The following is a 25,006-nucleotide window of genomic DNA, read 5'->3' as shown; positions in this document are numbered from 1 at the left end:
GCCGTCGTAATCTACTGCGGCGGCCCCTCCAGGACGGTGGGAACGTACTCGAGCAGCTGCAGCCTTCCGTCAAACGTCCGGCTGTCCACCAGCTCCAGTGCGATGTCGGGATAGCCGTCGTAGATCCGCTCCCGGCCGGTCCGCCCTGTAATCACCGGGAAAACCACCAGCCGGAACCTGTCCACCAGGCCCGCAGCCAGCAGCGACCGGCAGAGGCGCAGGCTGCCGAGCGTGCTCAGGGGCCGGGTACTGGTCCGTTTCATGTCCGCCACTGCCGCAACGGCGTCAGCGTTGACCAACTCCGAGTTCGGCCAGCCCAGCGGCCCCTGGAGCGTGGAGGAGAAGACAACCTTCGGCACTGCGGCGAGTCCGGTGAGGCTGGCCCCCTCTTCCTCCGAGAACGCTGAGCCGCCGGCTGCGGCCTCGGACATGCCGGACATGAGCCGGTAGGTATTGGCGCCGAGGAGGTACGTACGGTCTTTCGTTCCTTCCTGGTCCAGCCAGGCCAGGTATTCCGGCCCCTCCAGTCCCCACCACCCGGGCCATCCCTCAGCAGAGGCATACCCATCCAGGGAAATGATGAAGTCAACCATCAGCTCTGCTGATGGCGCCTTCGGGGTTGCCTCGCCCATGGCCTTCTCCTTTGCCGGCAGGTGCGGGCCATGCTATCCCTGCTGCGGCCGGGCCTTCAAGGGTCTGCCCGGGGCAGGTGACCAGGGCGGTTTGCCGGCCACCCCCTTCCGGGCGGACTCCCCCTCCGCCGGCTGGCGTGAGATCATGTGCGGATGGAACGCATTCAGCGGATCCGTCCCGAAGGGCTCATCCCGAGCCCGGCCTTCAGCCACGTCGCCGTCGTCCCGCCGGGCGCCACCACCATCTACATTGGCGGCCAGAACGCCGTCGACGCCGGCGGGACGTTGATTGGCGAGGGCGATGTGGCACTGCAGTCTTCCCGCGCCGTGGACAACGCGAAGATTGCCCTCGCAGCCGCCGGAGCGACGGTCAACGACGTCGTGCAGTGGACAGTGCTCTTCGTGGACGGCGTCGATCTTGCGGCGGCCTATGGCGCGATCGCGCCGGCGCTGGCGTCCGATGAACCGGCCTTGGTGACCGGCGCCCGCGTGGCCGGGCTGGGCGTGCCCGGCGCGTTGATCGAAATCAGTGCAGTTGCCGCCATCATGCGCTAACCCCGCCCGCCCCAAGTGCCCTTAAGGAAACCATGAGCAGCGTCACGTGCGATCTGACCGTATCCCTCGACGGATTCCTCGCCGGCCCCAACCAGACCCCGGACAACCCGTTGGGCGAGGGTGGCGAGGACCTGCACCGGTGGCAGTTCGAAGAAGCCGAGGCCAACGCCGAAGCGCTGAAGGGCATCCTCTCCGCGGGTGCCTACATCATGGGCCGCAACATGTTCGCCGGTCCCGGAGCGGGGCCGTGGGATAAGGACTGGCGCGGCTGGTGGGGCGAGGAGCCGCCCTACCATGCTCCCGTCTTTGTCCTCACGCACCACCCGCGCGCACCCTTGGAGATGGAGGGTGGCACCACCTTCAATTTCGTCAGTGACGGCATCGAATCGGCGCTGGCGCAGGCGCGCGAGGCTGCGGGCGGCAAGGACGTCGCCGTTGCCGGCGGCGCAGAGACTGCCCGCCAATACCTTTCAGCCGGCCTGATCGACGAGTTGCGGCTGCACATCGCCCCGCTGACCCTCGGCGCGGGCGAGCGGCTCCTGGACGGCGTCGGGAACCTGCGGCTGGAACCGACGGAAGTGCTGGGAACGCGCCTGGTCACGCATGTGCGTTACCGCATGATCCGCTAGGCGCTACCTTCCCCCTTCAATCCTGCGGCTCCGCTGCTCCTGCGCCAGGGGGCCGTAGGGATAGACGCCGGCCTGTGGTTCGCTGGCCTGGGTAAGCCGGCTGGTTTCGTCAGGGGTGAGCTGCACGTCGGCGGCAGCAAGGTTGTCCGCGAGCTGTTCGGTTGTCCTCGCCCCCAGGATCACCGACGTGACCGCCGGCCTGTCCGCCAGCCAGGCCAGCGCCACCTGGGAAGGGCTGATGCCGCGGGCGGCGGCGATGCCTTCCACGGCATCGATGACTGCCCAGGTACGGGGATTGTCATTGCGCGCCTTCCAGGCCTCCATGCCGCGTTCGGGGTTCTCGCCAAGGCGCGTGGCACCTTGGGGGGCCTGGTCCCTCTTGTACTTGCCGGACAACCACCCGCCGCCGAGCGGAGACCACGGCAGCAGGCCAATCCCCGCGTCGAGCGCAGCCGGAACTATCTCGGATTCGATCTCACGGACCAGGAGGCTGTACTGGGGCTGCAGGGTCACCGGCAGGTTCCAGCCGTGGGCGCTGGCAACGTGGACGGCCTTGGTCAGCTGCCACCCCAGGAAGTTGGAGAAACCGTAGTAGGCAATCTTGCCGCGGCTGACAGAGTCTTCCAGGAAGCGCAGCGTCTCCTCCAGCGGTGTGATCGGGTCCCAGGCGTGCAGCTGGTACAGGTCGATCTGGTCCACGCCCAGGCGGCGGAGGGAATCGTCCAGGGCGCGGGTCAGACGCCGGCGGGACGTTCCGACGTCGTTCGGTGACGTGCCCATTGGAAAGCGGCCCTTTGTGGCCACCACCGCGCTGTCCCTCTCCTCGGGCCGGTTGGCAAGCCAGCGGCCGATGATCTCCTCGGAAACGCCTTTGCTGTAGACATCGGCGGTGTCGATGAAATTGCCGCCCGCAGCGAAGTAGCTGTCGAGGATTGCGTGTGACGACTCCTCGGTGGCCTCGGCACCGAATGTCATGGTTCCCAGCGCGTAGGTGGAAACGACGGTGCCGCTGCGGCCCAGGGTTCTGTATTGCATGGTTTTCCTCGTGTTCAGTTGGCGGTGGGATCAAACGTGAAGGCAGCCGCATCCCGGGTGGTGGTGCGGATCCGGTAGAGGCTTGTGGTCGCGGTGATGTAAAGGTCCCGGCCGTCCGGGCCTCCGAAGCATAGGTTTGATACCGTCTCGGGCACGGAAATGGTCCCCAGGAGTTCGAAGCCCGGCGAATAGACCCGGACTGCGGGTCCGGCGGAGGTCCAGATCCTCCCGTGGACGTCAACGCGCAGGCCGTCAGCCGCGTGGCCGTCTTCAAGCTCGACGGCGGTCTTCCGGCGCCTGCATACGCTGCCGCTCACGTCATAGGCGACGATCCTCAGCGGCACTCCATGGCGTGGCCCTGCGGTGTCGGCAACGTAGAGGACCGACTCGTCCGGCGAGAAGGCCAGGCCGTTCGGGTATACGAGGTCCGTGACCACGGCAGTGAGGGTGCCGGCAACAGGCTCGAAGCGGAACACGTGGCAGCCACCGTACTCCTGCTCGCCCTCGTGCCCCTCCGTGGTGCCCGGAAGAATTCCGTAGGGCGGGTCGGTGAACCAGATGCTGGAGTCACGCGAAACCACGACGTCGTTGGGTGAGTTCAGTCGACGGCCGCGAAAGGAATCCACTAGTCCAGTCACGGTGCCCTCCCGGTCCCGCTCGACACGGCGGCGGCCATGGCTGCACTGTACAACGCTGCCGTCGGCATCAAGCGTCCGTCCGTTGGTGAACTCGACCCCCACCGCGTACTCACTGGTGGTTCCCGTGGCTGCGTTGAATTCGAGGATGCGGTTGTTGGGGATATCGCTCCAGCGCACAGTGCGTGAGCCGGGCACCCATACCGGCCCCTCGGCCCACACCGAGCCGGTAAACAGGCATTCCAACTGGCCTAGTGTCAGTCCCTCAACCATCCAAGCCCCTTCGCATTCCAGCATTCACACTTCCGCGTCCGCGGCACCCGGCCTGCGGGCCGTCAGGCATTACCGGAAACGATAGCGCGGCGCGTCCCAGGCTGAGGGGAGCATCCACCCCGTGCCTCCACATCGTTGTCCTGAACGTGGCCGTTGTGACGCCGGCGATGCCTGTCCCCGTGTAGTCGACTACCGGCTCAGCGGCCGCAGGATGTACCGCAAGCAATACGCGGCCCTCCGCAGGGGCGGCTCGAATTCCGTGACCTCGACCTTCCAGTCGAATTGCCGGCCCATGAAGCGGGTTCCCCAGCCTCGGGTTCCCACCCCCGGGGCCGTGCCGCTAGTCGTGCACAGGCTCCGCAAGGTTCCCGGCCCGGGCAACGGACCGGCGGATTCCGACGATCCTGACCGCGACTCCCGTCAGGACCAGGCCGATCCCCAGCGCCATCACGATCCAGACAGTCGCTGAAGCCGTATCGATGCTCCGGTAGCATTCTGTCGCCAGCCCGGCAGTCTGTCCCTGCGCGTCGGAGATTTCAGCCGCACGGCTATTCGGGAGCAGCGGGCTCCCGCACAGCGGCCCCACTGCCTTCAGTCCGATCACAATACTCAGCAGCTGCAGCGCGAACCCCACGGCAATGGTCAGAATCCACCCCCGCCGTTGACTGAGTTCCTCATTGATGTTCCTGGTTGTACTTTCCGGATCTCGAACCGCCATGTTCAGAGCATAGTGTGACCCCACACCCCGCTAAAGTATCGTCGTTCCGGATTGCCTCGTACAGGCCGGCACGCTTCATTGTTTCTCCTTGACCGGGGCCGCTGTGGTTTCGCGCTGGGTGGCGTCAGCTGGCCAGGACTTTGAGGGCGTCGTCGGAAGGGGTGTTGGGGTTTTGCGGCCGGTGCGGTGGTACTTGACGTCGTGCCGGGCCCAGCGGGTGCGGAACTCCTCGCTGCGGGTGGAGAGTTCACCAAGCAGGTCGGACAGGTCTTGGTCGTACGGGTTCTTCCCGGCCGTGGATCGCAACACGGCAACAATGTCGTCCGCCGCGCGTTCCCAGTCTGCAAAGAACTCCCGCGCCCTCGGGCTCAGGAACGTGAACCGTGCGCTGTTGGGCGGGGTGCCGCCGTCGGTCATCATCTCCAGGTAAAGGGCCCGGCCCGGCTCATTGGCGGCCAGGACATCGCCGCGGTCGTTGCGGACCCAGGCGGGCGCCGTCGTAATCGATTCAATGACGCGCTGCACACCGACGCACTGTCTGCGGGCTGCTTTTGCGGCGCACCCTGGGGGCGGCTGTGGCGGCGAGGTCGAACAGGTGGGCCAACTCGGCGTCGTCCAATTGCAGGATCATGAAACCTGCGTCCGCACCCACCGCCCACCCTGTGGCGCCTGCCGGCCCCGCGGCGGTCTGGGTGGCGAATTCGCATGCAACGAACGTCGCCCGCCTCAGGGGCACCGAGCGTCCCTGGGCTCAGCGGCTGATAGGGGAACCGGTCAGTTCGCCCAAGGAGAGGAGGGCCCTGGTCCGGGTGGTGGCCCACTCTTCCGTAAGCAACGACAGCACGACAATGTCCCGCCAGGATCCATCAATCCTTTGCGAGGAACGCCTGCGGGTGCCCTCGACAGTGAATCCGAACCTCCTGAGGGACGAAATGGACCTGTGGTTTCGAGGATCCACATCGCATTCGACTCGCCCTGCGCCGTGGGAAAACACCCAGTCGAGCAGCGCGAGCTTCACCTCAAGGTTGGCTTTCATACCCCAGAAAGCCGGGCTGATGATTGTCCTGCCGATCTTCACCCGTTCCGTCGGGGCATGGGTTTCGGTAACGCCGGTGGTGCCGATAAAGAGCGGGCCGCCGGGCAGGCCCATGTAATGCACCGCAAAGATCCGAAGCCCCTCATGGCGCCGGCTGATGAAGCGGACCGTCTCGTCGTGCGAGAGCGGACGGCGGTGCCCGTCGCCGAACCCCGTGGCCCAGATATCGTCATTGGCGAGGATATGGGCCAGGGCCTGAATGTCGCCGGCGCCGAACGGGGACAGAACGAAGCGGCCCGTGACAGTGCGTAACGTCGGCAGGGCGCGGGGCAGGCGAAGCGTCATTGTGGCCTTTCCATGAGGGATCGTCGGGACAGCATCCGGGGCGGGGGCGAACGCCGGATGAACGCGGGGCGATCTTTCGGTGAGCAAGTCCGGGAACCGCGCCGGCCCCTCCACTGGCCCGCCGCTTCGCAGCTCTTAGGCAGCCATCACCCGGCGGCCCAGGCCGGTTGCCCTGAACTCGTCGAAATCGCGCACCACCAGCGTGGCCCCTGCCTCGACAAGCCGCCCTTCCGGGCAGTACCCGCTGAGCACGCCCACCGGGACGCAGCCGGCCTCCGCGGCGCACCGCATGTCATACTCCGTGTCGCCGAAGTACAGGGCTTCGCCGCCGTCCCGGAGCTCCGCCAGCACCTGGGCTTTGTCCGCGGCCTCGGCGACAACCACGCCGAACCGGTCCTCGAGGGCAAACGAACGCAGTTCGGCCAGCAGGTATCCGGGTCCCGCCGCCGAGATGACGGCACACATCCCGGCGGCAGCATTAAGTTCGGCCAGGAAGCCTGCCGCCCCGGTCCGGAGCGGCGCCGGCTGCGAAGCCATGGCCGCATTCCACTCCGCAATGGCCGCCGGCACGTCGCCGGCGCCAACGCCCAGCTTCAGGAACATCTCGTCCATCGGCAGCATGAACTTGCTGTCGAACTGATCCGGGATGATCTCCCGGGCTCCCACCAGCCTCAACGCGGCATTGGTCGCGGCGCAGGCACGGGCCGCGTCATCGGCAATCGTGCCGTTCCAGTCGAACAGGAATTTCATACGGCGGCCGACAATGCAGCGGCCGTGAGCCCCAGGCCGGAGGCCATGCCGGCCCGAAGGCCGGCAGGGCCGTGGAAAACGTGGATCTTCTCCGGATCGGACCAGACAGCAACCCGGGAATTCAGGGCGGGACGTTCTGCGGAGCGGCAGGACAGCAGCAGCACCGAACCGCCGAGATCCACGTGGACGGTCCTGAGCGGACCGTTGGGCTCCACGAGGATCACCTCGCCTTCGGTCGTCCAGGCATTGCTGTGCCCAGGGCGTCCGAGGCGGACGTCCTCGGGCCGGACTCCGAGGACGACGTCGCCGGTCAGGCCCACGCTGCTGGCAGCCGTGGAAACCAGTCCGTAGGCTGTCTCCAGCTCCCCCCGTTCCCGTTGAACTGAGGACAGGAGGTTCATCGGCGGCGCACCGATGAACCCGGCCACGAAAGCCGAGACCGGCGAGTCGTAGAGCTCGTCCGGAGTTCCCAGCTGGACGATGCGCCCCTTATCCATCACGGCGATCCGGTCGGCCATGGACATGGCGTCCTGCTGGTCATGGGTCACGGTCACGCCGGTGGCGCCCTCCTGGCTGATGAGCTGGTGGATCTCGGCGCGCAGCGAGATGTGGAGCTGGGCATCGAGTCCGGACATGGGCTCGTCGAGGAGCACGACGCCGGCATGCCGGGCCAGTGCCCGCGCCAGGGCGATGCGCTGGCGCTGGCCGCCGGACATCGCTTTCGGGCGCCGGTCCAGCAGTTCCTCCACCCGCATCCGGGCGGCAACCTCCCGTGCCCGCTTCTCCGCCTCCTGCCTGGACAGGCCAAGGCCGTGGCGCAGCCCCAGCGTGATGTTGCCCAGCGATGTCAGGTGCGGATACAGCGCGAAGTTCTGGAAGACGATCGAGACATCGCGCTGGTGGGCGGGTACTCCTGCCTGGTCCTTCCCGCCCAGCTCCACGGTGCCGGCGTCCGGTGCCTCAAGCCCGGCGATGATCCGCAGCAGGGAAGACTTGCCGGATCCCGAGGGCCCCAGGATGGAGAGGTTCTCGCCGTCCCGGATGGAGAGGGTGACGCCGTCGAGCGCCGTTACGTCGGCGAAGCGCTTGGTGATATTGGTCAGTTCGATGGCTGCCATGCTTACTTCCCCAGCATGGCGTTGATGGACTTCGCGGTGGCGGGTACAACCTCGTCGGCCGGCTTGCCGGTGGCAAGCTGTTCCATCATGGTGCGCACAGTGTTGATGATCTGGGCTGTCTGGGCGCCTTCGAAACCGCCCCATACCGTCAGCGGCTTGTCATAGGTCCAGGCGTACCGCATCTGGGGCGCGATGTTTTCTCCCTTGAGCAGTTCCTCGGTGGCGAGCTTGTTGACCGGGATGTAGCTGTAGTCCTTGCCGCTGCTCAGCAGTGATGCTTCCTTGGTGAGCATTTCGGTGACCATTGCCTGTGAGAAGGCGGCCTTGCAGGAGTCCTCGGAGATGACCACCCAGCCGTTGCCGCCCGCGGGCAGGTCACCCTCTGCTCCGTTGAGTCCGGGAAGGTCGATGGGGGTCCAATCGAGGTCCTTCGGCGCTTCCTTGGCGACCTTGACAATGCGGGACGTCGTGGCCATGTGGAAGGCCAGGTTCCCGGCGACAAACTGTGCCTGGCCGTCATCCATCCGCACGTTCAGGGACACTTTGTCCTGCGCCAGGCGGGAGAGGATCCCGATAGCCTCGCGGCCCTTGGCCGTATCGAAACCGAACGACCCGTCGTCTGCCACGTACTTTTCGCCGGAGGACTGGACCAGTGCCTGCGAGAACCAGTCCGGCAGGTCATCCGAGGAGATGTTGATGCTGGGCTTGCCGGTCTTCTCGGTGACCTTGCGGGCCGCGTCCTCCAGCGCTGCGAAGTCCTTGATGGATGCCGGGTCGGTGATGCCGGCTTCGGCCAGCAGCTTCTTGTTAACCAGCATGGTGGGGGTGGAGATCTGGAACGGTGCCAGGTACGTGGTGCCGTTGACTTCACCTGCGGTGAGGAACTGCTTCTGGTAACCCTCTGGAAGCGTGGCGGGGTCAAGCGGCGCAGGGTTGTAACTGTCGGTCCAGAACCGGAGTTGGCCCAGTCCCGTCATGATCAGGTCCGGCCGCTTCCCCACCGCTGAGTCCGCGACGATCTGCTTGGTGAGGTCCGAGTAGTTGCCGCTTTGGGCAGCTACTGCGTCGATCTTGAGGCCCGGGAACTTTTGTTCCATGACCTTCTTTGCGTGCTCGACGGCGGGAGTCCCCTGGGGAGCAAACGCCATTTTGATGGTGCTTTCTTCCGGCTTGCACTGGTCAATGGCGGCAGCAGTGGCGACAGCACCGCCGGAGCCGGATTGCGCACCTCCGCAGGCGGAGAGGCTGAGGGCTGTCACAGTGGCAAGGACTGCCGTGGCAAGAACTTTGCGGCGCATTGGGGATACCTTCATGTAGTGGGGAGTGCTGGTGGGGTTGGAAAGTGGAGGGGAGTCAGCCGGCGACTTCGGTACCGGCCATGCCGCGGACAAAGTGGCGCTGGGCGAGGAGGAAGAGAATGATCACGGGCGCGGTCACGATCGCAGCGGCCGCCGCGAGGGCGGGATAGTCGAAGCCGGTATCGGCATTCTGGAAGATCGCGAGGCTGAGCGGGGGTGTCATGATATCCGGGCTGCGCGCCACCAGGAGCGGCCATAGGTAGTCGTTCCAGTGGGTGAAGATGGACAGCATTGAGAACGCGGCAATGGACGGGGCGGAGATGGGCACGACGACCGAAACAAGGGTCCGGAGCGGGCCCAGACCGTCGGTCTTGGCCGCCTCCATGATGGCGTCCGGCACGGCCATCATCTGCTGGCGCAGCATGAAGATGCCGATGGCGCTGGTGACGAACGGCAGCACCAGTCCCAGCCGCGTGTCGCCGAGGCCGAGCAGGTTCAGCCCGACGAAGGTGGGGATCATCGTGGCCTGGTGCGGGATAAGAAGGCAGGCCAGTACCAGGCCAAGGATGAAGCCTGCGCCCCGGAACCGGAACTTGGACAACGCGTAGGCGGCCGGAATGCACGTCAGCAGTTGCAGGACCAGAATGCCGAGCGTCACGGCGATGCCGTTGAGCATGGCCTGGCCCAGGTTCGCCTTTTCCCACGCCCGTCCGAGGTTGGAAAAGTCGAATTCGACCGGGATGAGGCTCAGTCCGGTGGCGGTCAGCCCTTCGGCAGGGGCCACAGCCGTGCGGAGCATCCAGTAGAAGGGAAACAGCGCCAGGGCAGCCGCCAGGATGCCGAGGACTGTTGCCAGCGCGGCGTTGACTTTGTTCAGTTTGGTCATGATGATTCCTTGGTACGCCGCTGGCGTCCGATGATGCCGACGACAAGCAGCAGGGCGATCAGGATGAAGGAGATGGCGGATGCTTCGCCGATCCGGAAGTACTCGAAGCCCACCTTGTGGGCCGCGGTCATCGCGGTTTCCGAGCTTCCCAGCGGGCCGCCCTTGGTCATGACGTTGACGATTTCGAAGACCTGGACGGCGCCGGTGATGGACAGGACGGTGACGAACACCACCGTGGGCCGAAGCATCGGCAGAATGATGGTCCGGAGCTTGGTGAGGCCCCTGATGCCTTCGACGGCCGCAGCCTCGTGGATGGAGGAGGGAATGGTGGTCAGTCCCGCCATGAAAAGCAGCATGCACAGGGACGTTGCGCGCCACAGGCCAAGCAGGATCACGGTGAACAATGACGTATCGGCTTCGTCCAGCCAGTTGACGGGGGCGAGGCCGGCGATCCCAAGGATCTGGTTGGCAAAACCGCCCTGGAAGGCAAAGATCCATTTGAATACCACGGCCATGGCCACCATGTTTGCGGTCATGGGCAGGATCAGGGCGGTCTTGGCGAGCCAGCTTCCGCGGCCCATCTTTTCCATGAGCAAGGCCAGCAGCAGCCCCAGCACGATGGAGGGGATGATCGTGGCCAGGGAATACACCAGCGTGTTCCACGCGGCCTGATGGATCAGCGGATCGGCAAAAACCTTGAGGTAGTTGTTGAAGCCGGCATACTTCCAGGACCCTCCGGACAGCGGGATGACAAAGAAGCTGCCGATCAGCGACAACAGGGCGGGCCCGTAGACGAACAGGAGCAGGGCAGTGAGTGCGGGGAGCAGCAACAAGTACGGCGTTAGGGATGGCCGCGGATTCTTCGCCGTGGAGGTCTGCCCTGCAGGCCTGTCTGCCGGAGCAGGCGGGGAGGCGGCGGTCTTCCCCTGACGCGTAAGCAGGCTCATGAGCCGGCTCCCAGGTCAAGGGCGAGCAGGCCGCCGTCGACTCCCACCGTGAGGTAGCTGCCCCCGGCGGCCACTAGCGGCGCTGCGAGGGGGACCCCGACGTCGTACGTCCCTTCCGGTGCACCGTCGAGGTCAAACCGGCGGATGACGCCGTCGAGCCCTGGCAGCAGCAGCGTTTCGGTGGATTCTTCAAAGACAGGCGCGGCCATGACAGGGTTTGCCTTCATCCGGTACGCGGTCATGGGGAAAGGAGCAAGCCCGTCGACCGTTGCGTCCCACAGCTGCCCGCCGGTGTCCTTGGCCAGCATGCGCAGGCCATGGCCGGTCACGGTGACGACGTAACCGGCCGGGGTGATGACCGGGGTGGAAGGGCTGTAGCCGCCTTCATGCTGCACCGTCCATTGCACCGAGCCGGTCTTCCGGTCCAGCTTGGCGGTGCTGCTGATCGCCGGGACCAGGAAACTGTCCTGGCCATCGTCGTAGGCCGCGGTCCCGGTGACCCGGAGGTTCCGGGCGGTGTCCCACGGATCATCCTGCAGTTCCGGCATGGGCCAGATGGACTCGCCGGTGTGAAGGTCGACGGCGATGGGCGAGTTCGGCGTTGGCCAGAACCCCACCATGACCATGGAGCCGACGATGGCGGGGCTGGAGTGCGTGACGATGTTGTGGTGGGGGGACAGGTCGGTGCGCCGCCACAGAACCTTCCCGGTGGCGGCGTCCAGGGCACGAAGGTCGCTTTGGTCGCCGAGCACCACGATGCCTTCCGATTCCACCGGCGACTGCCAGGCGAAGCGCCGGTACGGATCCGTGGAGGGCGTGGTCCACAGCCGCTCACCGGTAGCGGCAGCCAGCCCGGCGACCGCGCCGCTTACTTCGGCCACCACCACGATGCCGCCCGCCAGGACCGGGCGCGTCTTGACGGCGGACCCGGTGGCCGCCGACCACAGCAGCCGTCCGCTTTCGGCGTCGAGCGCTTCCACCGTGCCGGCAGGGCGGTCCTCAATCTGGGAGCCGGCAAAGATCCGGTCCCCCGCCAGGGTGAGCCCGGCGCGGTGGCCCGCACCGGCCAGCTGGTGGCGCCAGCGGACCAGGGAGCTGCGCGATTTGGCGTCGTAACCGGCGACGGTGGCCTTATCGACGTCGAAAGCGTGATCCGGATTGTGCAGGTAGTGCGCCGGCATGGTGCGGGAGTTCAGCTGCAGGCCGGTGCCGTCCCAGGTCACTTCACGGAACATCGGCGGTGAGTAGTCCAGGCCGGCGAAAAATGGGGTGGGGCTGTTGACGTGCAGGACGCCGTCGATGTCCACGACCCGGGACGTGTGCCAGTGGCCGGAGAACGTGGCCAGCGGCTTCCGCGGCAGCCGGTCCATGACCGGGTGCCCTGGCTGGTCGTGCATGCACAGGATGTAGGGCGTGTCGTCGCCGGCTGCCGCGAGGTCATTGCGCAGCCATTGCTCCTGGACTGTGTGGTCCAGCCCGAGCTCGTGGGTGTGCCAGTCCATCACCACGACGTGCAGGCCCGCAATGTCGTAGGAGAACCACCGCGGGCCCACGAGCTCCTCGTAAAGCTCCGGGTTGCCGTCGTTGACGATGTAGTTGTTGCGGGAAATGCGGCCCGACCGCCCCAGATGCATGTGGTCGTGGTTCCCGGGCACCAGGTTCACGGGAACGGGGGCATCAGCCACGGCGTCCAGCAAGCCGGCGAACTCCTCCGGTGATCCATTGTCCACCAGGTCGCCGGTGACGATCACGGAGCGGCTTGCAGGCGAGAGTTGTGGAAGGTCCAGGAGGAATTCCTTCAGCTGGTCCGGTGTGGTCAGGCGTCCCTTGTCGAAAGCCCACCGGTCCGGCGCCGCCATGTCGATGTGCGTGTCAGTGATGTGCATGAACTGGTACGGGAGGCTCTGCTCGGTGGCGTGCAGTTCGAAGGTTATCTCCGTGCTGTCGCCGGCACCGGCGGGAAGCCGTGTGAACCAGTGGTCCGTGTGCCAGCCCGTTGGCCGGGTCACGGCGATGAAGGGACCGAAGGGTTCGACGCTGAAACTGCCGTCTCCGCCGGTGGCCACGACGTCCCGGCCATTGGTGACGGCGATGCCGGGAACGGGAATTCCTTCTGCCGTGATGACACGGCCGGTGACGATTTTGGGCATGAAGTCTCCAGGATTGAGCGGAATATTGGGGGAAGTGGGCTAACTGCGGTGAAGTTGGGAGAGAATGTCGTTGCTGGCGGACAGGGCAGCCATACGCTGGTGGGATCCGTGAGTCAGCAAGACCACAATGGCGTCCAGAACGGCCAGATGCACCACCCGGCTGGTCATGGCATCAACCCGGTAGGCCGTTTCCTGGCTGCCAGCCACCACTGACAGATCCACCAGGTCAGTCAGCGGTGTTCCGGTAAAACTGGTGACTGCTACAGTCGCTGCCCCTGTTTCCTTCGCTGCCCGTGATGCTGCCAGTGTTTCCGTTGTGGAACCCGTATGGCTGACGATAAGGCAGGCGTCCTCCCGGGTCAGGCGGCTGGCCATGATGTTCTGGACATGGGCATCGGCGGCAAACACAGCATCGACTCCCACCAAGGCCAGGCGATAGGCCACATCCGCGGCCAACGGAGCCGACGTCCCGATGCCCAAAACCAGGGTTCTGCGTGCCCTGCCGATACGTGCCGCAACTTCAGCCACGCTGCCGTGGTCGATGTTCCCCGCCGCAGACTGTAAGGCCTCGGCCGAACTGAGAACTACCTTCCGGCTGACGGTCCGTTCATCGTCATCGGCCTCGATATCGGCAAGCTGCACATTATCGGACGGCGACTCACGGGTCAGGACCAGTTTTAGGGCCTGGAACCCGGCCAGTCCCATGCTTTGGCAGAACCGTACTACGGACGCGGACGAAACTCCTGCCTCAGCCGCGAACTGGCCGATCGACCGATCGATGATGTCCTGCGGATCTCCCAGGATCGCACGGGCGATGCGCAGTTCCACCGCGGAGAAAGAGGCCAGGCTTTCCCGGACGGATTCAAGGAATCCGGCTTGGTGCCTGGCGGGGGCTTTGAGTTGTTGCGTGCTCACAAGTTCAAGCTAGGTGTGTGAGTGAACGGACGGGAACACCGGAGGTAAACGAAGAAAAAACTTTTCACAAAGTGGGCGGCTGTGAAATTCGCGTTCACGCGGGGGCGGAGGCTTCGACGGGCCAGCGCCGAGGAAGGCCCACGCACCCGGTGCCCTGAGTCAGGGATCGGATTTCGTCCGCAGTGCGGGTCGTGGTCCGCCGCCAGCACTAAACATTCACGGTCCATATCTTGCGCCCCGAGCCATTAAGAGGATGCCGGGCACTCCCTCTCGAATCACAGCCTTTCAGCCTCGCCGGACGTGCCCAGCCATTGTGGAGCACCCCTGCCGAACGTGCTGCCCGGCCCAAAGAAAGAAACCACCATGATCAAGCGCCACTCAGACCTCGTCCTGGAAATCACCGCGTACGACGCGCACATGGTTGAAAGCGACCTCAATGCCGCAGTGGAGACCGTCCGCCAGCACGCCATGCAGGAGGGCCGCCACGGCATCCTGGTCACCCAGCACGGCTATACCCGCTACACGGTCGCCGTCAGCCCCGACGTGCCCTTCGGCCAAACACACGAACGCCGAGAACTCGGACAGAGAGAGACCTGACACGGGCGTGCGCGTGCTACGCCCACGGGACCGATTCAACGGAGTCAACTGCATAAGGTTTGGCCGCCGAGCGCTGCAGGGGACGACGAAGGCGGACCTGGTACAAACCATCGCGGAACGTGGCGCGCGGATCCAACTGGACAACCAGGAGGGGCTCCTCGCGGGCGGCGTCCACCCGCAACACCATCCCCTCCCGCCGGCCGTCGACGAGCAGCGGGGTGGCCGGCTCTACCGCGGTCTCCCTCAAGCGGTTCTGAAATTCCGCCTCAGCCGCCAGGAAGAGGATGCCATGGGCGGCCCCAACGACGCGCAGCGGGATCACCATGTCACGCGGCGGGCGTGCGGGAGAGGGCGGAGCCTGCACCTGGTCGTGCCGGGCAGACGACGTTCTGGCTGCCGTCAGGACCCGGTCGCATTCCAGGCAACGGCTCCGCATCCCGACGTCGGCCACCATGGTCACCAGCAGGCCTCTGGGTGCGTGGGCCCACTTGTCGGCCACAATGTGGCACCACGCCGTGTGGTACTCGTTCCCGTACTTCATCACGTAGACCTGACCATCGCCGAGGAGGGGCATCCCCTCCTGTCGTGCGGCCGGCTCGATCGGCTTGAGCATGCCGAGGTCACTGGCTTTCGCATCGGCGGGGCGGCCAGCGTTGAGGTATTTGCGCAACAACGGACTGCGTTGCCGTTTTGGTTTTGGAATTCCAGGTCCTTCCTCTGCAACGGGGGTGCCTACAGGCACACCCCTTATGACCCCCTACTCAGCTTGCGTCCATTTCGCGCAAGTTGCCAGCCGGGACCGCATCAGTCTGTCCGGACCGGGGCGCCAAGTTCCACCAGGATGCTAGACATGCCGGAAAGCCTACCGGTGACTCCCGCCACAGAATCCTCGTGGCCTGGTACCCGCCGCCATCCCCGAGGTCATGCTGCCTGATCTCAGTACCCCGATGAGTGAGATCCGGGGTTAGGTGGCCTGAGTCATGGCTGCGCAGTTATCGGGGCCGGCACTGATAGAAACGTGTAAACCGTGAGCCATGCGGTTCAGCCGTTTCTAACCGCTTTGCGCGGAGCCCACCAGGACTTCGTGATAGTGCTGGGGCAGGCGCACTATTTCAAACTCCGACACATCCAGGAGACGTCGTCCTCCAGTGACGATGTCAAGGATCCAGAACAAACCATGCTCGGGGGCGGTATCCGTGACCGGGCCGCGGTGCACCAGCGTGTTCTTACAGAACGCTTCGATGGCGTCGCCCGCCATGAGTTCCTGACAGGAGCTGACCTTTGTGCGCTCATTGCTTGCCATGATTGGTCCTTTCGACTGCGAGACCTCCCCGACTCAATATCTTTCGGGCTGAAGGTTGCCTCCAGGTGTCTGCCGGATGTCTTGTCGCTGACGCTTTCCGGAGCGCTTTGTCGGCAAGCCGGAGGCGAGCAGGAAGCCCTGCAGGAAATGGCCGCCCGCCGCGTCGACGGCGTCGTCCACGTCCCCGCCGTAGTCAGCGACGGCTACAACGGCGCCAAAGAACTTACACGGCTGCCCCTGAGCAGCCGACTCGTCATGGGCGTCCTAAAGACAGCACGGGAAGTTGGCATCAGCATTCCCGGCGACTTGGCTTTGGCCGGATACGGCGACCACTGGCCGACGTGGGAGCCCAAGCAGCCGAACCCCTGCTTGGCCTCATCAACGGCGAACATCCCTCACCCGCAGTCCACCGGATACCCGGAGCTCTGCGGATACGTGGATCCCTGCGTGAGGGGACTTCTGCACACCATTCCGATTAACCTCCCGGAAAACGCCGATTGGGCTCGGGCTTGCCCTTGACGTGCGTCCTTGTGACCGTCGCTACAGAGAACATGGAACTGCTCCCCGATGCCGCTGACGGTGCCATCCAGGACGCAGCAGCTCAGGTCCGCATCATGAGCTCCGGCAGCACAGCCAAGGGCAGCGATTGGTTTGCGGTTAGGCCGTCGGTGATTCCAAAAGCCTGCTACTTACGCGGTCTCCTGATGCACGCGGCCATCAGAATTGCTGAGGACATCCAAACGGATCCGCCAGGTCCTGCCGGTGCTACGAGCAGCCCGGCTGCCAGGGGCAGGGTGACTTGGCCGAGTCTGTTGCCGAGCAGCCGGAGCGCCAGAGCGGCACCCCGGGCGGCTGGTGGAACAGCCTGGCTGATCAGTGTCATGGTCAAGGGCTGTCCCAATCCCAGAAAGAACCCGGCGATGGCGAGCAGGACGCCGGCCAGGATCGGGGTCTCAAATACCGAAGGGAGGAGTGCCAGCGGGATGGCTGCACCGGCGAGGCTGGAGGTTACGAGCGCTGGCCTGCTCCAACGGGAGAGCAGAACGGGGAGCAGGAGGCGCGATGAGATGGAGGCTCCGGCACGGACGGCCAAGAGCACCCCGACCATCAGAGGGGGCACCCCACTTTCCTCGCCAAGCAACGGGAGGAAGGCGACGAGGATGTCGGTGGTTGCGAGCAACGCCAGGCTTGCCGCCATGTTCGCTTTTACGGTCGGAGTGGCCAGGAGGGACGCCACTGAAGCCGGGGCCGCGTCCGGGGACGTCGCTTTTGCCGTAGGTTTCTTCTTTGGCTGCTTTACGGACGTTGCGAAGGCGGCGGGAACGCCGAGTATGCAGATTGCACCTGCGAACATGAGCGCCGTGTTGGCGTCGGCGAGCCGGACGGCGGCCGGCACTCCTTGCGCCGCCCCCATCAGCAGGCCTGCCAGGAGCGGCCCCACGAGTTGGCCTAAGGCGAAGGCTGCGGTGAACCAGCCGAAGGCGGCGTCCATTTGGTTGTAGGGAAGGAATCTGGCGATAGCGGACTGTCCTGCGATGGTGAAGCACAGGTGGCCAAGGCCCAGAACAGCGCTGGCCACAGCTATCAAAAGCAGGGATGGGGCGCCGGACAGCAGGAAAGGTCCGGCTGCAAGCAGAGCCGTTCCTGCGACGATGATGCCTCGCAGCGATGGGCTTTTGTCCGACATTCTTCCAAGCCAAAGCGCGATCACGACAGGAAGCAGGGCATAGGCAGCTGCTATGAGGCCGACAGTTGCGGCGTCTCCCCCTAGGGCCAGCACCTTGTAGGAAATCAGCGGCCGGGCCAGATTCAAGGCAATCTGGCAGAGGACTGCGGATGCGATCAGCATCCATAACCATCTGCGGGACTCTTGCCTGCTGATCATCAACGTATCCTCTCCCCCATTCCGGCCGTCATCAGCACCGGGCATCTGCTACTGGCGGGCTGGGGTCGCAACGTATCGTTGCGGCAACTTGCAGTGGCGAGGCCAGGCCACCCCCGGGGTCGAACGACTCTCACCTAAAATCGGCCGTTGCGTCCTTGGCGACCTCCAGCAGTGTGGATTGGAAGGCTATTTCCGCGGGAGCGCGCACTCTGTCGTGCCGGTGGGCCAGCAGTATCCGGCGCGAGGGCGCGCTCGTTCCCAGCGAAATGATGCTGACCCCGGGGTGCTTGTTGACTACCGCGGTCCGGGGCGCAAGGGCTATTCCCAGTCCGACGCTGACCATGGCTTGGGCTTCCTGGTAATCGTTGGCGTAGAAGGATATCCGCGGGGTGAACCCGGCGGCCCGGGAACTCCTTTGGAGGACTTCGACGACGGGGTGTTCCTCGCCCCGGACAATCCATTCCTCGTTGGCCAGATCGGTCATGTCCACTTGTTTCCGACGTGCCAGCCGATGGTCCTTGCCTACGATGAGCGCGGTGGCGTCTTCGAAGACGGTGGTCAGCGCGAAGTCTTCAGGACTGATCCGGTTCCACTCGTAGTCCCATAAGAGGGACACTCCCACCTGCCCGTTTTCGAGCATTTCAAGCAGCTCTTCAAACCGTGTGCTGCGGACGTGGAGTTCAATCGCGGGGTATTGCTTCTTGAAGCGGCTGATGACCAGGGGAAGGAACGACCCACCCAGCGTAGGGAAGGTGCCCATGGTCAGGCTGCCGCGATTAAGCCCTGCGATCTCCGCCAGGTCGGCCTCTGCCGCAGCCATCTGGCGAAGAATGCGGCGGGTGTGCGACGCCAGAACGTGCCCGGCGTCCGTTGGTACCATTCCCCGGGTTTGGCGCTGCAGCAGCGGCTGGCCAATTTCGGCTTCCAGACGTCGGAGCTGCTGGGAAACACCGGACGGTGAGTAGACGTGCTTTTCCGCGGCAGCTGTTATGGAACCAAGTTCCACGACGTCCAGCAGCAACTCCAGTCTCCTGACGTTCAACACACTGGCCTCCTTTGAAGTAATCCTTCAACCCCTCTCACAATCCCATACTACCGCTTCATCTTTGACGCTCGATCAAGGGTGGTCCAAGCCTGCGCCACCAGCCTTCGGCGCTGGGACTGCAATCCAAACAGGAATAGAGGGCCAGTGATTGAAGTAAAACTGCCTGGATCTGCAAAATCTGTTGATTGTAATTCATCTACGGTACGCCTCACACTGAGGTAGGCCAGTGAGGCGTGGAAGGGTCGAGAAGAGCCCCGAGGAAGGTGCGAGACGACGATGTATAAGATCCCAGCGACGTGGATGCGAGGCGGTACCAGCAAGTGCTGGGTGTTCGAATGGGACAACCTGCAGGTTCCGGGTAAAAGCGTGGATGAGGTGCTCCTGCGTCTGTTCGGCAGCCCCGACAACCGCCAGATCGATGGCGTCGGCGGCGGAACCTCCACCACGAGCAAGGCAGTGATCCTCTCCCGGTCGCTTAGCGATGAAGCGGACGTGGATTACACTTTCGCCCAGGTAGGCATCGACGAGCAGAAGGTCGACTGGGGCAGCAACTGCGGCAACTGCTCAGCCGTTGTCGCCCCGTACGCCATTGAACGGGGCTGGGTGTCCGCCGGTGCTGAAAGCACGTCCGTCCGGGCCCTGAATACGAACACCAACCAGCTCATCCTGCAGAAGGTTCCCACACCCGGGGGCAGGCTGCAGCAGGCCGGCACACAGGACATTCCCGGTGTCCCGTTCCCCGGGTTGCCCGTGGGAATGGGATTCCTTGATCCGGCCGGCAGAACCACCGGGAAGCTGTTCCCAACCGGGAACCCGCTGGACAAAGTGACCTTCGACGGACGGCAGGTGGAAGCCACGCTCATCGACGCCGGCGCTCCCCTGATCATCCTCGAGGCCGAGTCCGTCGGCTTGACCGGAACCGAAACCGCTGCTGACATCGACGCCCGGGCCGGACTGCTCATGCACCTGGACGATGTCCGCAGGGACGCCGCTGTCCGCATGGGACTCGCATCCGCCCCCGCTGAGGCCCGGCGGGCCATACCCAAGCTGGCGCTCGTGGCCAAGGCAACAGCGGGCGAAGAGGCTGACCTCGTCGTGATGATGCTCTCCATGGGCCGGCTTCATCCCGCACTGGCCGTCACCGGAAGCGTCGCGCTGACTATGGCGGCCCAGCACGAAGGCACTGTGGTCTGGGGCCTGATCTCCCAGGACGCCACATCCGGCCTCACCATGCGAACCCCCGCCGGCATCGTCCAGACATGGGCCGAAAGCCGCCTGGGCACCCCCGTCGTCGGCACCCTCCGAAGCGCCCGCCGCATCGCCGACGCCGAACTTCTGCTGCCAGAAACCTGGTAAGCGCACCAAACCACACCCGCCCCCCTCAACCAGTGCCCACGTGGTGTTGCATTGAGGTAGGCACCAACAAAAGGACCCTCAATGACGAGCAATAAGTCATCCTTGGAGCCACCAGGACTTCTCCCGGAGGACACCCCCATCGTGCAGACCGAACAGACCGAGCAGGCCGATCCGCCCAAGCATTCCCGGCGCACTATCCTCGCAGCCGTGGGCGCATTCGCACTGCTGGGAACGGCAACCACCGTCCTGGGTGGAAGCCTGCTCAACCCGCCGTCCAGCACCGAAGACGGCGATTTCAGCGGCGAAACCCTCGAATTCCTGATTCCCTTGGCTTCAGGCGGTGGAACAGATACTTGGGCCCGGTTCATCGGAACCGAGCTGACCAACTACGTTCCGGGCCGCCCTGGTTTTGCACCGGTAAACGAAGCCGGCGGCGAAGGCATTCTGGGCACCAACCGGTTCGCCCGCTCCGCCAAGACTGACGGCACCGAGATCCTGGTCGGCACAGCCTCTACCGTGGTGCCCTGGGTCTTGGGACGCTCGGCCGTGAAGTACTCCTTTGAAGACCTCAAGCCCGTCGTCGTCAACGGCACCGGCGGGGTTATCTACGCCCGCGCAGAAGCCGGCGTCGCCGGCCTGCAGGATCTGGTCAACCGGGACACCCCGCTGGAATTCGGCGGGATCAGCGCCACAGGCCTGGACATCACCACCCTGGTGGCCTTCGACCTGCTCGAAGCGGATGTCACCAGCACCTTCGGGTTCGAAGGCCGAGGCCCGGTCAACCTTGCCCTACAGCGCGGCGAAATCGACCTGGACTACCAGACGACCTCAGCCTACGGCTCAGCCGTCGCCGGCATCGCCAAGGAAGGCAAAGCGGTCGTCCTGATGTCTTTCGGCCAGCTGAACGAGGCCGGAGACGTCATCCGCGACCCCAACTTCCCGGACGTGCCCACGGTTGCTGAAGCCTACGAAACGCTCCACGGAAAGAAGCCGTCAGGTGAAAAGTACGAGGCCTACAAGACCCTGCTCGGGCTGACCTATACCTACCAAAAGGGACTCTGGGTTCCCCAGGAGACCCCGGAAAACGCCTACGAGCTGCTGCGCCAGTCCAGCGAGAAGCTCGGCACCGACCCAGGTTTCCAAGAAAAGGCAGCCAAGGTACTCGGCGGTTACCCCCTCGTCGCGGACCCCGGAGTAGCCGACCGCGTCCGGGACGCCTACAAAGTCAGCAGTTCCGTCCGGTCCTATGTCACAGGGCTGCTCGCGGACAAATACAACATCCACGTTGAATAAGGACCATCATGCTTGACTCCGCAATGGCAGCGCTGGCATCCCTCGCTGATCCCTCCCTGCTCATCATGCTCCTGATCGGCACCGTCGCCGGCCTGATCATGGGCCTCATCCCGGGACTTGGCGGCACCGGCGCCGTCGCAATCCTGCTGCCCATCACCTTCGGCATGGAACCGCCCCAGGCTCTGGCGCTCCTCATCGGCGCCCTCGCCGTCGTCCACACCTCAGACACCGTCTCTGCGGTACTGCTCGGCGCCCCAGGCTCAGCATCCGCCAGCGTCACCATGCTCGACGGCTACTCCATGGCCAAAAAAGGGCAGGCAGCACGCGCCCTGACCCTTGCGTTCCTCTCCTCCATGGCCGGAGGCATCATCGGCGCAGTCGGCCTGACCCTGGCGATCCCGCTGGCCAGGCCCCTCGTCCTGTCCTTCGCCAGCCCCGAGCTCTTCATGCTGACCGTCCTCGGCGTATCTTTAGCGGCAGTCTTGTCACGGGGAAACATCATCAAGGGCATCTCGGCCGGCCTCCTCGGCCTGATCCTGGGCATGGTTGGAACCTCACCGACCACAGCAGAAGAACGCTTCACCTTCGGCAGCCTCTTCCTCGGGGACGGCCTTTCCCTCGTCGCTGTTGCCCTGGGCATCTTCGGTCTGGCCGAAATCGCATCCCGCGCCAGCCAGCGTCGCGGCGAAAAGCAAACCATCAGCCTCGGCGGCGGATGGGGCCAGGGCATCCGGGAATGGCTCACTCACTGGACGCAGGTCATCCGCGGAGCGCTCATCGGTATCTGGGCAGGCGTCCTGCCCGGCGTCGGCGCCACCGCCGGAACCTGGATGGCCTACGGCCAGGCCGTCGCAACCGCCAAAGACAAGCGCCAGTTCGGCAAGGGAGACCCCCGCGGCATCGTCGGCCCCGAAAGCGCCAACAACTCCGTGGAAGCCGGCGACCTGATCCCCACCCTCCTCTTCGGCATCCCCGGCGGCGTGCCCTCAGCGATGCTCCTGGGCATGCTCCTCACATACGGCATCCAGCCCGGCCCCTCGATCATCACAGAACACCTCGACCTGATGTACCTGATCGTCTGGTCCTTCGCGATTGCCTCGATCCTTGGCGCGCTGCTCTGCTTCCTCAGCGTCAAACAGCTCGCAAAACTGACCAAGGTCCCCTTCGCCGTCCTGGCAGCAGGCCTTGTAGCCATCATGCTCCTGGGCTCCTTCCAGGAAGGCGGCCAGCTCGGCGACCTCTGGATCATGATCATCCTTGGCGTCTTCGGCTGGCTGCTGAAATCGACAGGATTCCCCAGGGCACCATTCCTGATAGGTTTCGTCCTGGCCATCCCGCTGGAACGCTACTACTTCCTCACCGACAGCCTCTACGAAGGATTCGACTGGATGGCCCGCCCCGGCGTCATGGTCTTCCTGGCGATCCTGATCCTGCCGATGATCTGGGCCTTCATCAAATTCATCCGCGCCCGCCGACACACCAACCTTGACGATGGTCACCGGGACGAACAGCCCGAGGACGACGAAGCACCGCTGAAGAATTCAACCTGGTCCCTCGCAGCATCAGGCATCTTCTTCGTCGCCTTCGCCGCCGCCCTAATCTCGTCCGCTTCATTCTCACCGGAGGCCAGGCTGGTCCCCCAGCTGGTGAGCACCGGAGGCCTGATCTTCTCCGGCATCCTGCTCTTCGTTGAGATCCGGAGAAGGCTTCGCGGCAGAACCCCGAAGGCAGATGAGATCCTGGCCGAGGAGATAGAGGGCATCCGTGAAACACAGCCCGCGAAGGCAGGCTGGACTCTTGACGCAAAGTTCGCGTTGAAGACCTTCCTGTGGATGACGGGCTTCCTGGCTCTCACGGCCGCGTTCGGATACCTGATTGCAGTCACGATCTTCATCCCGGCCTTCCTCCTGATAGTCGCAAGGGCCCGGCTTAAGGTGACCATCATCTACACCGGCGTCCTGTACATCGTTCTAGTGGCTCTGCCCTCGCTGCTGCCTATTGACCTCCCGCAGGGCTGGCTTAACAGCCTCGTCTAGCACCGGAACACCCCGACAGCCATTGGAGAAATGAATAAATGACGGTACTCGTAGCCTACGCATCCGCCCCCGAAGGCAGGGAGGCGCTAACTGAGGGGATCAACGAAGCCCACCGGCGGAAGTCAAACCTGCTCATCGTGAACATCGGCCGGGGCCACCACGACCTGGACGAGCAGGAACTGCAGGCATTGGAGAGCCAACTGACCGAATCCGGTCTCGGCTTGATCATCGAATCCTCAATCCTGGCCGATCCAGGGGACGCGGTCATCCAGATCGCACAGGACCGCAACGTCGAAGTGATCGTCGTTGGACTGAGACACCGGTCCATGGTGGGCAAACTCATCCTGGGAAGCACCGTCCAACGTATCCTGCTCGACGCGACCTGCCCGGTACTCGCAGTTCGGGCCGACAAACTCTGACCCGGCGCTACTTGACTGCCGGAACACATTGTCCGGCAAGCATGCTGCCGTTCCCGCACTCCATCGCAACAGGTAGCCCGACGGACGGGCGCGAGGACAGGGCGGCATGCAAACGGAGGCAGGGTGACCAAATGGTTGCCCTGCCTCCTCCCATATCCGCCTCGGAACAACGAACCGCCCGCCTAGAGATCAAGGACAACCGAGATGAACGCCAGCTCCCGCACGCTCAAACCCCACACCGGCTTCCTGACGCCCGGACCCATTGCCAATTGGTCAACACTTGCGCGGACCGACGAAGTAGAGATCCACAATCACGGACGAGTCATAGCGACAGGACGCATAGACATGCTCGCCATCGACGGCAGCATGCTCTGGCTTCAGCAGGACGGCGGACAGGGCCGGGCACTGTTCCTGCACAACGACGGACTGCGTGTGTACCGGCGACCAGTCAAGCAAGGCTGAACTGACGACAGCCGGGGTACAACCCAACCGGACGTCAGGAAACCACGCGAACGCCGTCGGAATAGGGTCCAGCACTCCGTGCCTGCACAAGTATGCACAGACCGACTCAGATTCCTGGAAGCTATGTGATGCGGGTCCAAGGGGCCCGGCGGGCTGGACTGAAACCGGCGCGCGGTCTTGGTTTGGCGTTCAGATGAAGGTCGGTTACTGGAATGCGCCCGAACCTGGTGGCGTGAACAGCTGAGAGATCATTTGTCTCTGACGGCGCCTGCCTTGTGTCCGCCGTAGAGAGGTCACTGACTAATCCCATGCCTGCATACTCCCGAACGGCGGCGATACCGGCAACGGCGGCGCTCTTGTTATCAAAGGCCTTGGACACGGCCATGACAGTGCCATCCGGTGCTGTTAAACGAAATCTGAACGAGGCCTCTGAATCAATAAATAGTTCAAACATTCCGGCCAAAGCGCTCCTCCCGGTCTGCGGGATCCTCGGCGAGGCGTCGTTGCCCCTGCTGACACGGGGACGCACCATTGCGTCCCCTCCCACTGATTTGTCTTTGCGATCAGAAATGACTCAATACATCACCGCCTCATGAGTTTCACCCAGAAGAGATCAGTTCCGCAAGGCCTGCAAAGGAGTTCCTGCCTCCGCCGCTATGAGACACTGCGGCGCTTCACGCCTTGATTT

General features: G+C 64.4%; 26 protein-coding genes and 1 pseudogene. 9 read left to right on the top strand and 18 right to left on the bottom strand.

From position 1 onward, the window contains the following. Positions 1 to 11: 11 nt before the first annotated feature. Positions 12 to 632, bottom strand: coding sequence for a dihydrofolate reductase family protein (locus C3B78_RS09615; protein WP_104997868.1), 621 nt, complete (start codon positions 630 to 632; stop codon positions 12 to 14). Between the two features lie 153 nt (positions 633 to 785). Here C3B78_RS09615 and C3B78_RS09610 point away from each other — a divergent pair, with 153 nt between their 5' ends. Both C3B78_RS09610 and C3B78_RS09605 read left to right on the top strand, forming a co-directional pair. Next, complete coding sequence (locus C3B78_RS09610; RefSeq protein WP_104997867.1) at positions 786 to 1,187, top strand: RidA family protein; 402 nt, start codon at positions 786 to 788, stop codon at positions 1,185 to 1,187. A gap of 32 nt (positions 1,188 to 1,219) precedes the next feature. Further along, on the top strand, positions 1,220 to 1,816 hold the full coding sequence (locus C3B78_RS09605) for a dihydrofolate reductase family protein (protein WP_104997866.1): 597 nt from the start codon (positions 1,220 to 1,222) through the stop codon (positions 1,814 to 1,816). A 3-nt stretch (positions 1,817 to 1,819) separates the two neighbouring features. On the opposite strand, the gene C3B78_RS09600 is transcribed toward C3B78_RS09605, so the two are convergent. From C3B78_RS09600 to C3B78_RS09545, 12 genes and pseudogenes are all read right to left on the bottom strand, one after another. Continuing rightward, the gene (locus C3B78_RS09600) at positions 1,820 to 2,851 is read right to left on the bottom strand and encodes an aldo/keto reductase (protein ID WP_104997865.1); all 1,032 of its coding nucleotides are present in this window, start codon (positions 2,849 to 2,851) and stop codon (positions 1,820 to 1,822) included. 14 nt (positions 2,852 to 2,865) lie between these two features. Continuing rightward, positions 2,866 to 3,759: an SMP-30/gluconolactonase/LRE family protein gene (locus tag C3B78_RS09595; protein ID WP_104999727.1), complete on the bottom strand. Its 894-nt coding sequence runs from the start codon at positions 3,757 to 3,759 to the stop codon at positions 2,866 to 2,868. 340 nt (positions 3,760 to 4,099) lie between these two features. Beyond that, entirely contained in the window at positions 4,100 to 4,477 is a 378-nt protein-coding gene (locus C3B78_RS09590; RefSeq protein WP_104999726.1) for a hypothetical protein, read from the bottom strand. A 171-nt stretch (positions 4,478 to 4,648) separates the two neighbouring features. After that, positions 4,649 to 5,102: pseudogene (locus C3B78_RS09585) on the bottom strand (MmyB family transcriptional regulator); the annotation flags it as partial. A gap of 126 nt (positions 5,103 to 5,228) precedes the next feature. Further along, complete coding sequence (locus C3B78_RS09580) at positions 5,229 to 5,858, bottom strand: GNAT family N-acetyltransferase (RefSeq protein ID WP_104997864.1); 630 nt, start codon at positions 5,856 to 5,858, stop codon at positions 5,229 to 5,231. A 135-nt stretch (positions 5,859 to 5,993) separates the two neighbouring features. Further along, a complete protein-coding gene (locus C3B78_RS09575) occupies positions 5,994 to 6,608 on the bottom strand; it encodes an HAD family hydrolase (protein ID WP_104997863.1) in 615 nt (204 codons plus the stop codon). Continuing rightward, positions 6,605 to 7,726, bottom strand: a complete 1,122-nt coding sequence (locus tag C3B78_RS09570) for an ABC transporter ATP-binding protein (protein ID WP_158677234.1) — start codon at positions 7,724 to 7,726, stop codon at positions 6,605 to 6,607. The genes C3B78_RS09575 and C3B78_RS09570 overlap by 4 nt, the downstream gene beginning before the upstream one ends. 2 nt (positions 7,727 to 7,728) lie before the next feature. Beyond that, positions 7,729 to 9,024, bottom strand: a complete 1,296-nt coding sequence (locus C3B78_RS09565) for an extracellular solute-binding protein (RefSeq protein ID WP_158677233.1) — start codon at positions 9,022 to 9,024, stop codon at positions 7,729 to 7,731. 55 nt (positions 9,025 to 9,079) lie between these two features. After that, a complete protein-coding gene (locus tag C3B78_RS09560; RefSeq protein WP_104997860.1) occupies positions 9,080 to 9,910 on the bottom strand; it encodes a carbohydrate ABC transporter permease in 831 nt (276 codons plus the stop codon). Then, on the bottom strand, positions 9,907 to 10,857 hold the full coding sequence (locus C3B78_RS09555; RefSeq protein ID WP_104997859.1) for a carbohydrate ABC transporter permease: 951 nt from the start codon (positions 10,855 to 10,857) through the stop codon (positions 9,907 to 9,909). Before C3B78_RS09555 ends, C3B78_RS09560 begins: the two co-directional genes overlap by 4 nt. Next, complete coding sequence (locus tag C3B78_RS09550; RefSeq protein ID WP_104997858.1) at positions 10,854 to 13,007, bottom strand: outer membrane protein assembly factor BamB family protein; 2,154 nt, start codon at positions 13,005 to 13,007, stop codon at positions 10,854 to 10,856. The genes C3B78_RS09555 and C3B78_RS09550 overlap by 4 nt, the downstream gene beginning before the upstream one ends. Positions 13,008 to 13,046: 39 nt before the next feature. Next, on the bottom strand, positions 13,047 to 13,922 hold the full coding sequence (locus C3B78_RS09545; protein WP_104997857.1) for a MurR/RpiR family transcriptional regulator: 876 nt from the start codon (positions 13,920 to 13,922) through the stop codon (positions 13,047 to 13,049). A 363-nt stretch (positions 13,923 to 14,285) separates the two neighbouring features. Between C3B78_RS09545 and C3B78_RS09540 the strand changes: the two genes are divergently transcribed. Next, the gene (locus tag C3B78_RS09540) at positions 14,286 to 14,519 is read left to right on the top strand and encodes a hypothetical protein (protein ID WP_234005571.1); all 234 of its coding nucleotides are present in this window, start codon (positions 14,286 to 14,288) and stop codon (positions 14,517 to 14,519) included. A 16-nt stretch (positions 14,520 to 14,535) separates the two neighbouring features. On the opposite strand, the gene C3B78_RS09535 is transcribed toward C3B78_RS09540, so the two are convergent. Together C3B78_RS09535 and C3B78_RS09530 are read right to left on the bottom strand one after the other, a co-directional pair. Continuing rightward, entirely contained in the window at positions 14,536 to 15,189 is a 654-nt protein-coding gene (locus C3B78_RS09535; RefSeq protein WP_158677232.1) for a hypothetical protein, read from the bottom strand. A 381-nt stretch (positions 15,190 to 15,570) separates the two neighbouring features. Then, on the bottom strand, positions 15,571 to 15,822 hold the full coding sequence (locus C3B78_RS09530; protein ID WP_104997855.1) for a hypothetical protein: 252 nt from the start codon (positions 15,820 to 15,822) through the stop codon (positions 15,571 to 15,573). Between the two features lie 147 nt (positions 15,823 to 15,969). Here C3B78_RS09530 and C3B78_RS09525 point away from each other — a divergent pair, with 147 nt between their 5' ends. Then, the gene (locus C3B78_RS09525; protein WP_104997854.1) at positions 15,970 to 16,341 is read left to right on the top strand and encodes a hypothetical protein; all 372 of its coding nucleotides are present in this window, start codon (positions 15,970 to 15,972) and stop codon (positions 16,339 to 16,341) included. Between the two features lie 166 nt (positions 16,342 to 16,507). Here C3B78_RS09525 and C3B78_RS09520 read toward each other — a convergent pair whose 3' ends face one another. Beyond that, positions 16,508 to 17,707, bottom strand: a complete 1,200-nt coding sequence (locus tag C3B78_RS09520) for an MFS transporter (RefSeq protein WP_104997853.1) — start codon at positions 17,705 to 17,707, stop codon at positions 16,508 to 16,510. A gap of 130 nt (positions 17,708 to 17,837) precedes the next feature. Further along, positions 17,838 to 18,752, bottom strand: a complete 915-nt coding sequence (locus tag C3B78_RS09515) for a LysR family transcriptional regulator (protein WP_104997852.1) — start codon at positions 18,750 to 18,752, stop codon at positions 17,838 to 17,840. 276 nt (positions 18,753 to 19,028) lie between these two features. On the opposite strand from C3B78_RS09515, the gene C3B78_RS09510 reads away from it, so the two are divergent. The 5 genes from C3B78_RS09510 (at position 19,029) to C3B78_RS09490 (ending at position 24,318) form a co-directional block, all read left to right on the top strand. Next, positions 19,029 to 20,108 carry a PrpF domain-containing protein gene (locus tag C3B78_RS09510; RefSeq protein WP_104997851.1) on the top strand — a complete coding sequence of 360 codons (1,080 nt, stop codon included), beginning with the start codon at positions 19,029 to 19,031 and terminating at the stop codon, positions 20,106 to 20,108. A gap of 81 nt (positions 20,109 to 20,189) precedes the next feature. Beyond that, positions 20,190 to 21,401, top strand: a complete 1,212-nt coding sequence (locus tag C3B78_RS09505) for a Bug family tripartite tricarboxylate transporter substrate binding protein (RefSeq protein ID WP_104997850.1) — start codon at positions 20,190 to 20,192, stop codon at positions 21,399 to 21,401. 8 nt (positions 21,402 to 21,409) lie between these two features. Further along, positions 21,410 to 23,437: a tripartite tricarboxylate transporter permease gene (locus tag C3B78_RS09500; protein ID WP_104997849.1), complete on the top strand. Its 2,028-nt coding sequence runs from the start codon at positions 21,410 to 21,412 to the stop codon at positions 23,435 to 23,437. Between the two features lie 38 nt (positions 23,438 to 23,475). After that, positions 23,476 to 23,856 carry a universal stress protein gene (locus C3B78_RS09495; RefSeq protein WP_104997848.1) on the top strand — a complete coding sequence of 127 codons (381 nt, stop codon included), beginning with the start codon at positions 23,476 to 23,478 and terminating at the stop codon, positions 23,854 to 23,856. A gap of 204 nt (positions 23,857 to 24,060) precedes the next feature. Next, positions 24,061 to 24,318, top strand: a complete 258-nt coding sequence (locus C3B78_RS09490; protein ID WP_104997847.1) for a hypothetical protein — start codon at positions 24,061 to 24,063, stop codon at positions 24,316 to 24,318. Between the two features lie 121 nt (positions 24,319 to 24,439). Here the strand turns inward: C3B78_RS09490 and C3B78_RS20395 are convergent, their stop codons facing one another. Beyond that, positions 24,440 to 24,703 (bottom strand): hypothetical protein, encoded by a 264-nt coding sequence (locus C3B78_RS20395; protein ID WP_442778272.1) that lies wholly within the window; start codon positions 24,701 to 24,703, stop codon positions 24,440 to 24,442. Positions 24,704 to 25,006: the final 303 nt, after the last annotated feature.

It is taken from the genome of Arthrobacter sp. PGP41 (assembly GCF_002953935.1).
Classification (GTDB): domain Bacteria; phylum Actinomycetota; class Actinomycetes; order Actinomycetales; family Micrococcaceae; genus Arthrobacter.
Note: the sequence above shows the minus strand (reverse complement) of the source record. Positions and strands in the feature narration are given on the sequence as shown.

Excerpts from the sequence above, each read along its gene's own strand:
- C3B78_RS09615 (WP_104997868.1), bottom strand. The coding sequence starts at position 632 with ATGGGCGAGGCAACCCCGAAGGCGCCATCAGCAGAGCTGATGGTTGAC.
- C3B78_RS09610 (WP_104997867.1), top strand. The coding sequence starts at position 786 with ATGGAACGCATTCAGCGGATCCGTCCCGAAGGGCTCATCCCGAGCCCG.
- C3B78_RS09605 (WP_104997866.1), top strand. The coding sequence starts at position 1,220 with ATGAGCAGCGTCACGTGCGATCTGACCGTATCCCTCGACGGATTCCTC.
- C3B78_RS09600 (WP_104997865.1), bottom strand. The coding sequence starts at position 2,851 with ATGCAATACAGAACCCTGGGCCGCAGCGGCACCGTCGTTTCCACCTAC.
- C3B78_RS09595 (WP_104999727.1), bottom strand. The coding sequence starts at position 3,759 with ATGGTTGAGGGACTGACACTAGGCCAGTTGGAATGCCTGTTTACCGGC.
- C3B78_RS09590 (WP_104999726.1), bottom strand. The coding sequence starts at position 4,477 with ATGGCGGTTCGAGATCCGGAAAGTACAACCAGGAACATCAATGAGGAA.
- C3B78_RS09580 (WP_104997864.1), bottom strand. The coding sequence starts at position 5,858 with ATGACGCTTCGCCTGCCCCGCGCCCTGCCGACGTTACGCACTGTCACG.
- C3B78_RS09575 (WP_104997863.1), bottom strand. The coding sequence starts at position 6,608 with ATGAAATTCCTGTTCGACTGGAACGGCACGATTGCCGATGACGCGGCC.
- C3B78_RS09570 (WP_158677234.1), bottom strand. The coding sequence starts at position 7,726 with ATGGCAGCCATCGAACTGACCAATATCACCAAGCGCTTCGCCGACGTA.
- C3B78_RS09565 (WP_158677233.1), bottom strand. The coding sequence starts at position 9,024 with ATGCGCCGCAAAGTTCTTGCCACGGCAGTCCTTGCCACTGTGACAGCC.
- C3B78_RS09560 (WP_104997860.1), bottom strand. The coding sequence starts at position 9,910 with ATGACCAAACTGAACAAAGTCAACGCCGCGCTGGCAACAGTCCTCGGC.
- C3B78_RS09555 (WP_104997859.1), bottom strand. The coding sequence starts at position 10,857 with ATGAGCCTGCTTACGCGTCAGGGGAAGACCGCCGCCTCCCCGCCTGCT.
- C3B78_RS09550 (WP_104997858.1), bottom strand. The coding sequence starts at position 13,007 with ATGCCCAAAATCGTCACCGGCCGTGTCATCACGGCAGAAGGAATTCCC.
- C3B78_RS09540 (WP_234005571.1), top strand. The coding sequence starts at position 14,286 with ATGATCAAGCGCCACTCAGACCTCGTCCTGGAAATCACCGCGTACGAC.
- C3B78_RS09530 (WP_104997855.1), bottom strand. The coding sequence starts at position 15,822 with ATGGCAAGCAATGAGCGCACAAAGGTCAGCTCCTGTCAGGAACTCATG.
- C3B78_RS09525 (WP_104997854.1), top strand. The coding sequence starts at position 15,970 with ATGGCCGCCCGCCGCGTCGACGGCGTCGTCCACGTCCCCGCCGTAGTC.
- C3B78_RS09520 (WP_104997853.1), bottom strand. The coding sequence starts at position 17,707 with ATGATCAGCAGGCAAGAGTCCCGCAGATGGTTATGGATGCTGATCGCA.
- C3B78_RS09510 (WP_104997851.1), top strand. The coding sequence starts at position 19,029 with ATGTATAAGATCCCAGCGACGTGGATGCGAGGCGGTACCAGCAAGTGC.
- C3B78_RS09505 (WP_104997850.1), top strand. The coding sequence starts at position 20,190 with ATGACGAGCAATAAGTCATCCTTGGAGCCACCAGGACTTCTCCCGGAG.
- C3B78_RS09500 (WP_104997849.1), top strand. The coding sequence starts at position 21,410 with ATGCTTGACTCCGCAATGGCAGCGCTGGCATCCCTCGCTGATCCCTCC.
- C3B78_RS09495 (WP_104997848.1), top strand. The coding sequence starts at position 23,476 with ATGACGGTACTCGTAGCCTACGCATCCGCCCCCGAAGGCAGGGAGGCG.
- C3B78_RS09490 (WP_104997847.1), top strand. The coding sequence starts at position 24,061 with ATGAACGCCAGCTCCCGCACGCTCAAACCCCACACCGGCTTCCTGACG.
- C3B78_RS20395 (WP_442778272.1), bottom strand. The coding sequence starts at position 24,703 with ATGGCCGTGTCCAAGGCCTTTGATAACAAGAGCGCCGCCGTTGCCGGT.